Origin of the sequence: Moorena sp. SIO4A1 (genome assembly GCF_010672065.1) — a bacterium.
GTDB lineage: Bacteria > Cyanobacteriota > Cyanobacteriia > Cyanobacteriales > Coleofasciculaceae > Moorena.
In genome coordinates, this window is sequence record NZ_JAAHHX010000110.1 from 1 (window position 1) to 12,927 (window position 12,927).

The 12,927-nt window shown below is 41.1% G+C and carries 8 protein-coding genes and 3 pseudogenes; 7 read left to right on the plus strand and 4 right to left on the minus strand.

Annotated features, from left to right (window positions below; all coding sequences use genetic code 11):
• The first annotated feature begins 584 nt into the window (after nucleotides 1–584).
• From F6K53_RS33540 to F6K53_RS33550, 3 genes are all read left to right on the plus strand, one after another.
• On the plus strand, nucleotides 585–1,019 hold the full coding sequence (locus tag F6K53_RS33540) for a hypothetical protein (RefSeq protein ID WP_293068470.1): 435 nt from the start codon (nucleotides 585–587) through the stop codon (nucleotides 1,017–1,019).
• 10 nt (nucleotides 1,020–1,029) lie between these two features.
• A complete protein-coding gene (locus F6K53_RS33545) occupies nucleotides 1,030–3,477 on the plus strand; it encodes a pentapeptide repeat-containing protein (protein ID WP_293068473.1) in 2,448 nt (815 codons plus the stop codon).
• A gap of 210 nt (nucleotides 3,478–3,687) precedes the next feature.
• Complete coding sequence (locus F6K53_RS33550; protein WP_293020745.1) at nucleotides 3,688–4,257, plus strand: Uma2 family endonuclease; 570 nt, start codon at nucleotides 3,688–3,690, stop codon at nucleotides 4,255–4,257.
• 34 nt (nucleotides 4,258–4,291) lie between these two features.
• Here the strand turns inward: F6K53_RS33550 and F6K53_RS33555 are convergent.
• Nucleotides 4,292–5,190 (minus strand): annotated as a pseudogene (locus F6K53_RS33555) (transposase).
• Between the two features lie 679 nt (nucleotides 5,191–5,869).
• On the opposite strand from F6K53_RS33555, the gene F6K53_RS33560 reads away from it, so the two are divergent.
• A complete protein-coding gene (locus F6K53_RS33560; RefSeq protein ID WP_293083698.1) occupies nucleotides 5,870–6,598 on the plus strand; it encodes a calcium-binding protein in 729 nt (242 codons plus the stop codon).
• A 538-nt stretch (nucleotides 6,599–7,136) separates the two neighbouring features.
• Nucleotides 7,137–7,970 carry a calcium-binding protein gene (locus F6K53_RS33565; protein WP_293068483.1) on the plus strand — a complete coding sequence of 278 codons (834 nt, stop codon included), beginning with the start codon at nucleotides 7,137–7,139 and terminating at the stop codon, nucleotides 7,968–7,970.
• Nucleotides 7,971–8,245: 275 nt separating this feature from the next.
• On the opposite strand, the pseudogene F6K53_RS33570 reads toward F6K53_RS33565, so the two are convergent.
• Nucleotides 8,246–8,516: pseudogene (locus F6K53_RS33570) on the minus strand (IS1 family transposase); the annotation flags it as partial.
• A 52-nt stretch (nucleotides 8,517–8,568) separates the two neighbouring features.
• Here F6K53_RS33570 and F6K53_RS33575 point away from each other — a divergent pair.
• Nucleotides 8,569–8,727 (plus strand): hypothetical protein, encoded by a 159-nt coding sequence (locus F6K53_RS33575; protein WP_293068486.1) that lies wholly within the window; start codon nucleotides 8,569–8,571, stop codon nucleotides 8,725–8,727.
• Here the strand turns inward: F6K53_RS33575 and F6K53_RS33580 are convergent.
• Together F6K53_RS33580 and F6K53_RS33585 are read right to left on the minus strand one after the other, a co-directional pair.
• On the minus strand, nucleotides 8,713–12,336 hold the full coding sequence (locus tag F6K53_RS33580; protein WP_293068489.1) for a putative baseplate assembly protein: 3,624 nt from the start codon (nucleotides 12,334–12,336) through the stop codon (nucleotides 8,713–8,715). The genes F6K53_RS33575 and F6K53_RS33580 overlap by 15 nt on opposite strands.
• A complete protein-coding gene (locus F6K53_RS33585) occupies nucleotides 12,284–12,442 on the minus strand; it encodes a hypothetical protein (RefSeq protein WP_293068492.1) in 159 nt (52 codons plus the stop codon). Before F6K53_RS33585 ends, F6K53_RS33580 begins: the two co-directional genes overlap by 53 nt.
• Before the next feature lie 296 nt (nucleotides 12,443–12,738).
• On the opposite strand from F6K53_RS33585, the pseudogene F6K53_RS33590 reads away from it, so the two are divergent.
• A pseudogene (locus F6K53_RS33590) lies at nucleotides 12,739–12,927 on the plus strand (hypothetical protein); the annotation flags it as partial.

Genomic DNA, 12,927 nt, shown 5'->3' on the forward strand with positions numbered 1-12,927 from the left:
GACTATTAAATTTTAAATCCATGTACCTGGAAAAAAGCAGAGTAATCAAAAAGTAAGCATATGCGCTACGGGCACGCTACTTGAGGTGCCGTCAGTTGTCAGCTGTCAGTTGTCAGCTTAAAATAAATCTGGTTTCCATGGAAAAGTTTTGCTTAGGGATCAGCTACGGGCAGCCAAAGGCGATTGGCCTATGGCCTCAGCTTCCGCGCTTATGCGATCGCGTTTGAATGGGGATGTTGGTTTTTGCTCGGGTAATTCCAACGCAACGGTGGAAGTGGGGGGTGGATCTCATTAAAGCTGTTTGACCCGGTGGCTGGAATGGCCATCTTGGTGGAATGGCCATCTTGGTGGAACGGGCATCTTGCCCGTTACAATTCCCAGGCGGACTGTCCCAACACTGGATACCGAGAAAATGAGGGCGAGCTCGTCCCTAATGCATTTTACGAACTCGTAGGGGTGGGAGTAAAAGGGTCACTTTCCCTTAACAAAATTTAAAAGCAAGACATTACTCCAAAACTAGGTAAATGTTCTATAAGTAGAGACAGGGTCCGCTAGATTTCTCAAAAACACTATCTAGGTTTGGCATGACCACAGACCAGGAACCGATAACCCGAAAACCAGTCAGTAAGGCAACTCAAGATCCAACACAGCCACCAACTAGACTAGTAACATGGCCTGGAAAGTTTACTAATAAACTCCTGATCAACATCTGGGAGCCCTTGGACCAGATTGGGAAAGCTTTAATAGGTGACCTCTGGCGAGATGTCTATTTGACAATTCAGGATGCGATTGGTCTTAGCATCCTATACGTTATTTTCGGCTGGATATTTCAGTCGATAACTAAAGAAAATTTTACAGGCTTTGATCAATGTGTGGGTACCTGGAACGTTTGGGAAGTAAACCGCTACTTCTGCCTTGTTGTTGTCCTGTTAGCTTTTAGCTCCTGTATTACCTTAAGTGGTCGGATTGTCAAACGCTTCTTAAAAGACCTGATTAATCATCTACGATGGAATCAATAGGCTAGTTAGTATGTCTCCAGTTAAACGCGAAGAAATTAGTCTCTACGAAGAAGCCAAAGCTGGTCTGAGTTCTTTGTTTTGGCAAACAGCCCAAGTTTTTACTAGTTTACTAGTAATCTTCTTGTTCGCTGGTGGCAACCCTCCCGCTTGGTTAGTCACCGCCAGTTTTTTCGTCGGCATTGTATTTGTTGCTTGGAGAGAACACAAGCGGACTAAGGATGGATCAGGTGAACAGAAACAAACAAATGAGAAGGAGGATAAATCAAACCCAACTATAGTTTCCAAAGTTTCCAATCACAGTTACAAGCAAATTGAAGCCAGTGAGGTCTTGAGAAGATATGAAGCAGGAGAAAGAGATTTCCGAAGGGAAAATCTTAGAGGTCAGTCATTCCAGGGAGAAGACCTTTCAGGGGTAGATTTTAGTGAAGCGGATATTAGAGGGGCAAACTTTAATAATGCTATTTTAAAAGGTACTAAGTTTTGTAAGGCCAAGGCGGGATTACGAAAGAGAATAGCAATTATTTTAATAGCATCATCATGCCTGCTTTCAGGACTATCAGGGGCAGCCTTTGGGCTAGTCGGTGTGAATGCCTCAAATGTTCTGAACCCTAAATATATTAATAAATATACTTTTATTCCTGCTACAGTAATCTTTGTCGTATTAGTACTTTTCTTTACTCTCACTATCAGGCGTGGTTTTACAAAAGATATAGCAGCTTTCGCTGGAACTGTAGCTGGAACTTTAGCTATTTGTGAGGCTTTGGCTTTTGTTGTATTTAAGGATACGGGTCTCGATATAGGTCAGGAAACAGCTTGGAAGTTAGCTGGGGTAGGGTTCTGGGGTTTGACTGGTGTTGTATCGGGCACTTTAGCTGTGACTGGAGCTTGGGCTATCAATCGGACTAAAACTCTGGTTCTGTTCGGATTTTGGATTGTGGGTTTAGCTATAGCTATTTATCTTAGTTGGTTTTTGTCTAAAGGTTTATCTACAGGGTTTATTTACAGGTTGCCTTACGCTGTGACTTGGGCTGTGGCTCTAGGGTTACTGTGTATTTATTTTAGTTGGCAAGCCTTAGAAGAAAATAAAAAATTTGTTGTGATTCGGACTCTTGCTCTTGCTTTTGCTGCTATAGGAGGTACAAGTTTTCACCAAGCTGATTTAACCGATGCTGATTTTACGGGAGCTATCCTCAAAAGTACAGATTTACGAGAGGCTAATCTCACTCGTACGTGTTGGCGAGATACTATAAAACTTGACCGAGCAAGACCAGTTGAAACTATCTTAGCTGATACAGCTGTCAGAGAATTATTAGTTAGTGGTGATGGTAACAATAAGTCTTATGTTAAGGCCAATCTTAGAGGTGCAAATTTAAGAATGGCTAATCTAAATAAAGCTAATTTAAAACTGGCTGATCTTAGCAAAGCCACTTTAGAAGAGGCTAATTTAGAATGGGCTAATTTAACTGAAGCTAATTGCGTTGGTACTGATTTTACTCAGGCTTATCTTACGGGAGCTTGTTTAGAAGCGTGGAATACTGAAAGTAGCACCAAGCTTGAAAATGTTGACTGTAAATTTGTATATCTTCTTGAAAAAACCAAGCATGATCAAACAGACGATCGCGAACGTCGTCCAAGTAGTGGCGAATTTCAACCAGGAGAATTTACCAAGCTATTCCAAGAGGTCTTAAATACTGTTGACCTAATTTTCCGAAACGGTGTTGACTGGAAAGCTTTTGTTGCAGCTTTCAGAAAAGTCCAAGTAGAGAATGAAGATACCGAACTAGCTATTCAGAGTATTGAAAATAAAGGGGATGGTGTAGTTGTTGTTAAGGTAAGTGTTCCCCCTGACACAAATAAAGAAAAGATTCATAGTGACTTCACGAAAAACTATGAACTTGCCCTCAAAGAATTAGAAAAATATAAAGCAGAATTAAAAGATAAAAATGAACAGATAGTAAGTTATCGTGAGGATAGCAATAAATTATGGAATATTATTCAACTACTAGCTAATAGATCTATTTACACCATTATTGATGTTAGAGCTAAAGCCGAGAGTGATATGTCAGATAATTCACAGAGTTTTCATATAGACCAAAGCAAAGCTAATAATCCTAATGTTACTAATCCTAGTATTGCTGTTGCCAAAGACAATGCTATACAAGAACTTAAAATTACTAATTTGACACCAGAGCAAAAACAAAGCCTAGACGAAGCAGCAGCTGAAATTCAGCAACTCCTAAACCAACTATCTCAGACTAATCCCACTACAACCAACAAAGAGAAGATGATATTTGTAGGTGAAGTTATTGATCAAATTGACAATAACCCAACCCTAAAAGCCAAAGTGATCAATGCCCTGAAAGCAGGAGGAGTAGAAGCCTTCAAAGAAGCCATAGACCATCCTTTAGTTAACATTTTGATGGCTACGATTGAGGGATGGAAAGAAGTTGAGGTGTAAGCTATCAGCTATCAGCTATCAGTTATCAGTTATCAGCTATCAGTTATTAGCTATTAGCTAATAGCTAATGGGCTACGCCCACGCTACTTGAGGTGCCAAAGGCCAACGGCTGACGGCTGACGGCTGACGGCTGACCGCTGACGGCTGACCGCTGACCGCTGACCGCTGACCGCTTACAATAGGCTTATCAGCTCAAGTAACAATTTTCCAATGGTTCAGCAGCTAACTCCCACCACCGATGACATTTTTTATCCCGAAAGTGACGGTAAGCCCTTGGCGGACAATACCCTTCAATTTGAACTAATTACCACCATTAAGTTTGGCCTAGAAGTTCGATTCAAAGATGACCCCAATGTGTTTATCGCCGGGGATTTGTTGTGGTATCCAGTACAAGGACAACCAAAAATCAACCAAGCCCCCGATGTCATGGTAGTTATCGGTAGACCAAAAGGGCATCGGCCTTCTTACAAAACCTGGGTTGAAGATAACCTTAATCCCCAGGTGACCTTTGAAATAGCCTCACACACAAACACTATCAAAGAATTAGAAGAGGATAAACTCAAGTTTTACCAGACCCATGGAGTAGAAGAGTACTATCTTTTTGACCCAAATCGAACAAAACTAAAAGGCTGGTTGCGTTCATCAGAAACCTTAGAACCCATCCCCCAGATGCTTGGTTGGGTTAGTCCCCGTTTAGGAATTACCTTTGACTTAGTAGACTCGGAATTGGTACTGTATTCTCCTAAGGTCGAGCGCTTTGCTATAGCAGTCGAAGTATAGATTAGGACGTTAACTGAACAGCTAAATCAACTCTCTATCTAAAATCTTCGATAGTACCTTTTGATTTTATAACCCGATTTTTAATCGGAAACCAATAATGTTATATTTTCTTTAAATCAGGAGAATAGGGGGGCAAATAGTGAATTTCACAATCCGCTGCTTCAACTAATTATCTAATTCTTTATCCTCTCTTGGTGCGCGTTCCATAGGCGAATAAACCTCGCGCCTTGTCGCACCTCTGGATTTAATTCAGGAATCAATTTATCTTTAAGCCATGTCTCAAATACTGAAGGATTACAAGAACCATCAAAAGTCAGTGGCGCTATCAGTTTTCCTTCAACCAAACCACTCATAATCCTGACTCTTACACTTCTTTTTACTGATTTTAAGTCATAAAATCTTTTTCCTTTTATTGATGCAGTCCCTCATGGAGGAAACCCCCGTCATGCCACTGCATCGCTCTCATTCCATCCATAACCATAGTCTTCACGATTATCCATTCCTGATTCATCTATATAAACTAACTGTTCCAGCTTCTTTTGACTAACTTTTTATCGAAACGCTTTTTTTCTTCATCTCTTTATCGATAACCGTAAGTTTTTTTTTCGGGTATAACCAATTTTTTTAAAGCCTTTACCTATAGTCCTATCACTAATCTTTTATGACCACGCTTCTGCCATTTTATTCTGAGTTAAGCTACCATGAGCACGGGACAAATTACCGAAATTTATCCAAATCAGCTATTTTAGAAATATATCCCTTTTGATAACCCTCTTTTGCCCTATAATCTCTTGTTTACTTTCTCTTTTTTAACCAGAGGTCAATTGTATTTCGGCTAATTTTGAAGAGATGACTAGCTTCAGTTTTTCCCATGCCATCGTCAATAGCGCCCATGACTTTTGTTCTTAAATCGTAACTGTAAGGAACTGGCATTTAATTAATTGATTAACAATACTTTACTTTCTGACTAGTATGTCCTAAGATTTGCTTCGACTGCTATAAATGCTGCTAAAACTCGTTACCAACAACAGATTTACCGGCATTCTTTGGAGATGATCAAATATCAGACTAATTTACAACGGCAGCAGTACCAGCTGGCATCCTTGGTGAAGCAGTCTCAGGAGGTGGAGAAGGAGCTGGCGGAGTTGAGTGTTGTGCGATTCTCCTAGGTCGCCGCTACGCGAACGCCCTATGCTGGTCGGGTTAGACGGGTGAAGATTGTCTCGCAGACGGACCGGGTGATCACTGCTGAGATTACTCTTGATGTTAGGGATGGTGGTTAATTCTAGGGCAAGGGCATGTTTGTGGTAGTGGTGTCTTTGCCCAATAAGTTTAAAATGATCGGAGTCAATAACATCATCTGACCACTAAGACTTGAACTTTTATTCTCTCATTAAAGTATATTTACCGGATACCACTAAGATAATTTAAAAACCATTGTCTAGTCAATGACTTTGTTGATTATTGTATGATATTAAGCATTTTGATAGTCAATAATCTGTAGTTAATCATACAAATTACTGAACTTTTATGTTCGAGATTTAAACAATATTTTTTATGGGATAATTTTTTTAGTTATCAAGGATAGTATTTACTATCAAGGAAAATAAACATGACTAATATCATCAATGGAACACCAGGGAATGATTTGCTTGAGGGTACTCCTGGTGATGACCAGATTAATGGTAACGGTGGAGATGATACTCTTTTAGGTCTTGCTGGCAATGATCAAATCAATGGTGGTTCTGGCAATGATTCCATCGAAGGTAATGATGGTGATGACCAGCTTAATGGCAATGGTGGCAATGATTTGATTTTCGGTGATGCTGGAAATGACCAAATCAATGGTGGTTCCCAAGCTGATTTTATTGTTGGCGGTGCTGGTGATGATGTAATAAATGGCAACGGTAGCAATGATGGCGGTGAGCTCCTTTTTGATTTTGATGGAGGAAATGATACTTTAACGGGATCTTCAGACCGAGAGCTTATTGCTGGTGGCGATGGCGATGATATTATTTTTGGTAATGGTGGAGACGATAGAATTTTTGGTGGCGAGGGTCTAGACCAAGTCTTTTTAGGAACCGGTGCTGCTGAAGTCATTTTAACTACAGGGGAGGGGTATGATACTATCTATAATTTTGATCTTAGTCAAGCTAAATTTGTTCTACTCCCATTCTTTGTAGGCCAAGACTTAGATTTTGGGAGCTTGGAATTTTCTGATACTAACCAAGGAACTGAAATAATTGGTAACGGTGACCTTCTAGCGGTTGTCGTTGGAGTTCAGGCTAGTCAAATCGATAATCCTGATCTCTTTCGCGATTCAATATTATTATTCGAATAATTTGTGATTGTCAGCTTCATCTATTTAGTAGTTGCTCTTCATTTATGGGGAAAAACTAACAATATAAGTTATTCACAAATATTTTTGGGAAGCTCAATAGTCTGATGGGCTTCTAACTATATTATTGTTTCTAGACCCGATGATGGGTCTTTTTTTTTTGTAATGACTAGGACTGCGGTTAGATCTATCTTTTTGATGGCTGGGATTCTCCTACAGAGACCCTACGGGAACGCCTTTGGATACCGATAGGGTATTGTGCTTTTACACCCGTAGTCAATAACATTATTTGACCACTAATACTTGGACTTTTATTCTCTCATTAAAGTATATTTACCGGATAGCACTAAGATAATTTAAAACCCCTTGTCTAGTCAATGACTTTGTTTATTATTGTAATAATTTAAGCATTTTGATAGTCAATAATCTGTAGTTAATCAGACAAATTACTGAACTTTTATGTTCGGGATTTAAACAATATTTTTTATGGGATAATTGTTTTAGTGATCAAGGATAGTATTTACTATCAAGGAAAATAAACATGACTAATATCATCAATGGAACACCAGGGAATGATTTGCTTGAGGGTACTCCTGGTGATGACCAGATTAATGGTAACGGCGGGTATGATACTCTTTTAGGTGGTGCTGGCAATGATCAAATCAATGGTGGTTCTGGCAATGATTCCATCGAAGGTGGTTCTGGTGATGACCAGCTTAATGGCAATGGTGGCAATGATACTCTTTTAGGTGGTGCTGGCAATGATCAAATCAATGGTGGCTCTGGCAATGATTCCATCGAAGGTGGTTCTGGTGATGACCAGCTTAATGGCAATGGTGGCAATGATTTGATTTTCGGTGATGCTGGAAATGACCAAATCAATGGTGGTTCCCAAGCTGATACAATTTTTGGCGGTGCTGGTGATGATGTAATAAATGGCAACGGTAGCAATGATGGCTTTGATATCCTTATTGATTTTGCTGGAGGAAATGATACTTTAACGGGATCTTCAGACCGAGAGATTATTGCTGGTGGCGATGGCGATGATATTATTTTTGGTAATGGTGGAGACGATAGAATTTTTGGTGGCGAGGGTCTAGACCAAGTCTTTTTAGGAACCGGTGCTGCTGAAGTCATTTTAACTGCAGGGCAGGGGTATGATACTATCTATAATTTTGATCTTAGTCAAGCTAAATTTGTTCTACTCCCATTCTTTGTAGGCCAAGACTTAGATTTTGGGAGCTTGGAATTTTCTGATACTAACCAAGGAACTGAAATAATTGGTAACGGTGACCTTCTAGCGGTTGTAGTTGGAGTTCAGGCTAGTCAAATCGATAATCCTGATCTCTTTCGCGATTCATTATTATTATTCTAATAATTTGTGATTGTCAGGTTCATCTATTTAGTAGTTGCTCTTCATTTATGGGGAAAAACTAACACTATAATTTATTCACAAATATTTTTGGGAAGCTCAATAGTCTGATGGGCTTCTAACTATATTGTTTCTAGACCCGATCATGGGTCTTTTTTTTGCGTTGCTGAATTGAAGTATGATTCCAAATAAATGCTTACGCTTACGTACAGAATATTCCTAAGCATAAGGAACTATAACATCTCATAATTTTAGATAATGAATGAGCAATATATCGGACTATGATCTCCCAAAACCAATCCCAAAATACCTTTTTGAAAGTGCTCTACCGCTGTCCATAGCCAGATTTGTTTTTTTTTACTTGACAAATGTTTCTAATTGATCGAGTTCTCCTACCTCGGGAATTCCTTGTGCTTCCTAGGCATCTGGCAATAATTATCCCACTTTTTTAATCCCAGTTATCACTGTGGTGTGGTTAACTCCTTTAACTCTCTCAATAGCTCTGAGTCCCATACCATTGACCTATAGTTTTAAGCACTCACGCTGAAGGGATAAATCCAGAGGATTTTGACTTGTAATCTAAGCATTCAGCTATCAGCTTATGGGCTATGGCAGGAAACGGGCAAGATGCCCGTTCCACAAAACGCTTAAAATCATTCCATTATTAAGCAACGCCGAATTTTTTCCCTGTTCCCTGTTCCCTGTTCCCTATTCCCTATTCCCTACTCCCTACTCCCTGCTCCCTTTAAACCAAATGTAAACTAACTCCATCCTGAGAATTAAGCAATAACAACTGAGCCGGTAGAGCCTGTTTAGTCTCACTATTCCAAATAGCTAAACGCGCTTCTAAGGATGACTTCAGCTCCTGAGTCGTTCCAGTTAAATATAGTGCTTCTAAATTAACCGCTTCTACGCCATCAACGGCCTGAATTAATGCTGTTACTTCTGCCGCTGTTACCCCTTGACCAAAGGTACGCTGTTCAAAGGCAAAAGCAGACACTAATAGTGTTTTAACCTCAGATAAAACCAGATCGCTGCGATAACGAGAATCCACCCATATCCCTGCTTGAAGATTAAAGTAAAGGGCTTCATAACTATCAATTTCAACCTTAGACGCTACCGCCAGACGGCGCTGCTGAGCTGGGTCACGAGCAGCATTAATTCCATTGACCAGATTAGTATATAATATAGAATCAGGGCTGACTTGATTGCCATTACGGTCTGCAATGGTAAGGTGAATCAAGGGTAAGTTTTGCCCAATCTCTAAAGTAGCTACCTTGGCTTTACCAATACCAGCAAAGCTACGGGTAAATGTCTCAAAATCTTGCACTGAGACAATGCGCTCCATGGGCAAAATATTGACAGGAGCTTGAGACCGAGCTTGGTCACGGGTTTCTGGAGAAGCTGCTCCGATGGCGGTTAGGGGATTAGTAACATCTACAATTCCCAAGGGTCTGGTTTGCAGAACAGTAAGACTCCCAGCCCCTACTTCCCCATCCAAGCCGATACCACTGCGATAGGTGGCGGTAATATTTTCATCTCCTGTGGGTAGACGAGCACCGCTTTGTCCATCCCCAAAGGTAATGTTAGTGTTGCCATTATCATCAATACGGACAATGTAGGCTTGGCGGCGGTCATCTAAACCATAAAGCGATCGCACTTCTTCCCACACTATATTATTGACCCTTACCTCCAAAGTGGTTTCACTACCGCTAGAGCTACTAGCAGAAATGTAGGTTAAAGGAGGCTTCTGGAGTACAAACTTCTGATTTCCTAAGGTACCATCACCACTACCAAGCACTTCATCCACCACTGTTTCACCATGAGTAGCCTGAGCAACATTAGCATTAATGGTTACTGTGGTGCGGTCGTAACGGTTTTGGAGTGACTGAGTCAGGGTGAGAGTAGAGCGTTGTTGGTTGCTAGAGATAGAGCTAGAGATAGATTTAATCACAACTACCTCATTAATAGTTTCCTCATCGACCGTAGTGGTTTGAGTAATTTGACTTGGATCCTTCTTACCACTGACAACAAGTGTTTTTCCGGTCTCTAGCCCTTCTATCAATTGCTCCAACTCAATTTGATCACCTTCAAGGGGAAGATTTTCTTGAATTGCTGGCTCAAACAGCGCTAACTGTTCACTTTGAGCGAAAACCACTGTTTCACGGAAGCGCTCTGAACCAAACTCGGCCAGATTCTGATTTGAATCCAACTCAAGGCGAGTGATTTTTCCACTCTGTAGGAAATCATCCCGTGCTACAGTAGTTACCTGATTAATTTTGTATAGTTGTTTGCGGCTTGAGTGCATCAGCACTATCCAACTGCTTACTAATATAGTGGAGTAAGTAGCATCAAGATCAATATGGTTGTTTTGAATGGTAAAACCAGGCCATTCTGTTGCCACTAAGCCAGTAAATTTGGAGCCAGCTATAATAGTGTTGTTTTGATAGGTTATAATACACCGAACATCATTACTGGTGAAGCCCGAATTGATCAGCATCCAGTTATTCTCAGGAATTTGGGGTTCCTCGTAGCGAAATACACCCCTGTTTGTGGCTGCAAACAGATAGTGGGGATTATTACTAGTATCAGCAACTAGGGAATAGATTAGGATATCGATTACATCTGTTCTCTCTGGTGTAATCGGCAAACCTGTATTAACGGATTGCCAGTTATTCCGATCATTATTGAAGCGAAACACCCCTTGGTTTGTGCCAGCAAATAGGTAAGTGGTGCCATCGCGCTCATAGGTAACCAAGGAATAGACTACTGTATTAATAACTTCTGTTGTTCTTTCCCCTGTGGTTATTATGATAGTAGGCAAGTTTGTATTCACTACTTCCCAGCTATCCCCATTATTAGTGGAGCGAAACACTCCCTGGTCTGTGCCAGCAAACAGGTAATTTACATTATTGATTACGGCAGTGATTAGGGAATAGACAACAGTACTAGTTAAGCCAGTATTGGTATCCGTATTTGGCAAACCGGTATTCACCGGTATCCAGCTTTTGCCGCTATCGGTAGAGCGAAAAACTCCATCTTCAGTTCCGGCCAGGATAGTTTGTTCAGAGAAAGACGATTCGGAAGAGGAAGAGTAATAAGAAGAGTAAGTAAATAGCGATCGCACAACCGTATTGGGCAAGCTGGTATTCACAGGAGTCCAACTTTCCGAACCCTCTGCTGTGGCGGGAATGCGATGTTCAACAATAGTCAGAGACCCAGTGCCAATGGTTACCCAGCTTTCCCCGCCATCAGTGGAGCGAAACACATTACCACCAGTGGCTCCAGCAAACAGATGGCCTTGAGCGTTAATCGTCAGGGCATGAATATCTGTATTGGTCAATCCTTGGTTAATGGGAATCCATTCCTGACCACCATCGGTAGAGTAAAAAATCCCCTTATGAGTGCCAGCAAAAACCACATCTTGCCAGGTAGCCAAAGCTCGGATATCAGCATTTTTCAATAGACCTGTAGACACGGAATTCCAATTGTTTCCGCGATCGGTAGAGTAAAAAATACCACCTGCGATCGCACTATACTTACGCTTGGTATCATCTGGTAACTCTTTCCAATCGGGAGCATTGCTACCAAATAGGTTAATTTGCTGTCGAAAGGCAAAGACTTGGGGGGATTCGATGCTGGGTTGGTCTGGTGCTGGGGACCAAGTAACTTTGGTGTAACCGTCTTGAGTATTGGGTTCAACGGTTTGTAAGGTCAGAAAATGACTTTGATTGGATGCTGCTGCAGACGGGTCGATCAGTATCAGTAAATTACCAGGTTGGAGTTGGGTATTGATGCCTTCTAGGAATAGTTCGGTAGTGTTACCACTAATTGACTGGGTTTGTTTGACCAAAGGTCGATAAGGTGTCAGGGCATTCCATTGTGCTCTCGCTTCAATCTCCTCAATGGTTTCAAAGGTCTGAGGTAGTTCCCCTTGTCCTGGAACACTTTGAACTTTGGTTCCTTTGGGAACTGTAGCAACGCTAGTCGTACCAGGGGTATCGTCAACGGTGAAAGCTAGGAAAGTACTAGCCGCAACACCAGGATTGAGCTCGTAGCCGATAGTGCGAGTTAATTCCAGAACCGAGAGCCGTTCAGTAGCTGTGTTGAGATACCCTTCATTAGCAATCCGTTCTTGGTAGAAGCTAAGTACATCAACAACAGTAGCTAAGCTATCCAGAAATGCGATCGCAGGGTCATCTCGGTGGCTGGTATTGAGAGTAGCCAGAGGTCGGTTACCTTGGTCTGAGTCATTTGGGGAAGCCGTTTCAGTACGCAGACCTGCTAGCATCCGTTGGAAACTGGTGCCATGGGTGCTAACTCGATAGGCTAATGTGGTTAGGCCAGGGGAATTGTAGTGGGATGTCATATTTATACGGAAGGGAATAGGGAACAGGGAATAGGGAATAGGGAATAGGGAGTAGGGAGTAGGGAGTAGGGAATAGGGAATAGGGAATAGAGCAGTTGGGATTCAAACTGAGTTATTGATTATTGCCAATAAAGCAGTAGATTGTATCTTTTTTGTGCAATGTTACTAATCAAATTATCGCCAAATTGCTATCTCTAAACAACCCCTAATTTTGGTTAGCATATCCTTGTTTTTACTTATCATTATTGACAGGATGCTAATCGCTATCTAGTTGCAATTTTCAAGGATAATCTAGCTATAGAATAGGATAAATTTAAACACCAAACCTGTTAATTAAGGAAAATTAACAGGTTTAAATTCCTACTTCCTACTTTAGGTATCCTAAATCAATTGTGATAATTTTTGATGCCATATTCCCTACTCCCTATTCCCTACTCCCTACTCCCTACTCCCTACTCCCTACTCCCTCTAATCACAAACCGCCTTGTAAATAAAACTGACTTCTGCCATTTTCAGGAGTATCGGGGTTATTATCCAAACGAGCAACAGCTAATGGCTCAATCAAGATTTGACCTGCTGCCAATTCCCCTC

Coding starts and splice junctions, on each gene's coding strand:
- F6K53_RS33580 (WP_293068489.1), bottom strand. CDS start 12,336: ATGACATCCCACTACAATTCCCCTGGCCTAACCACATTAGCCTATCGA.
- F6K53_RS33540 (WP_293068470.1), top strand. CDS start 585: ATGACCACAGACCAGGAACCGATAACCCGAAAACCAGTCAGTAAGGCA.
- F6K53_RS33550 (WP_293020745.1), top strand. CDS start 3,688: ATGGTTCAGCAGCTAACTCCCACCACCGATGACATTTTTTATCCCGAA.
- F6K53_RS33575 (WP_293068486.1), top strand. CDS start 8,569: ATGGGCTATGGCAGGAAACGGGCAAGATGCCCGTTCCACAAAACGCTT.
- F6K53_RS33545 (WP_293068473.1), top strand. CDS start 1,030: ATGTCTCCAGTTAAACGCGAAGAAATTAGTCTCTACGAAGAAGCCAAA.
- F6K53_RS33565 (WP_293068483.1), top strand. CDS start 7,137: ATGACTAATATCATCAATGGAACACCAGGGAATGATTTGCTTGAGGGT.
- F6K53_RS33560 (WP_293083698.1), top strand. CDS start 5,870: ATGACTAATATCATCAATGGAACACCAGGGAATGATTTGCTTGAGGGT.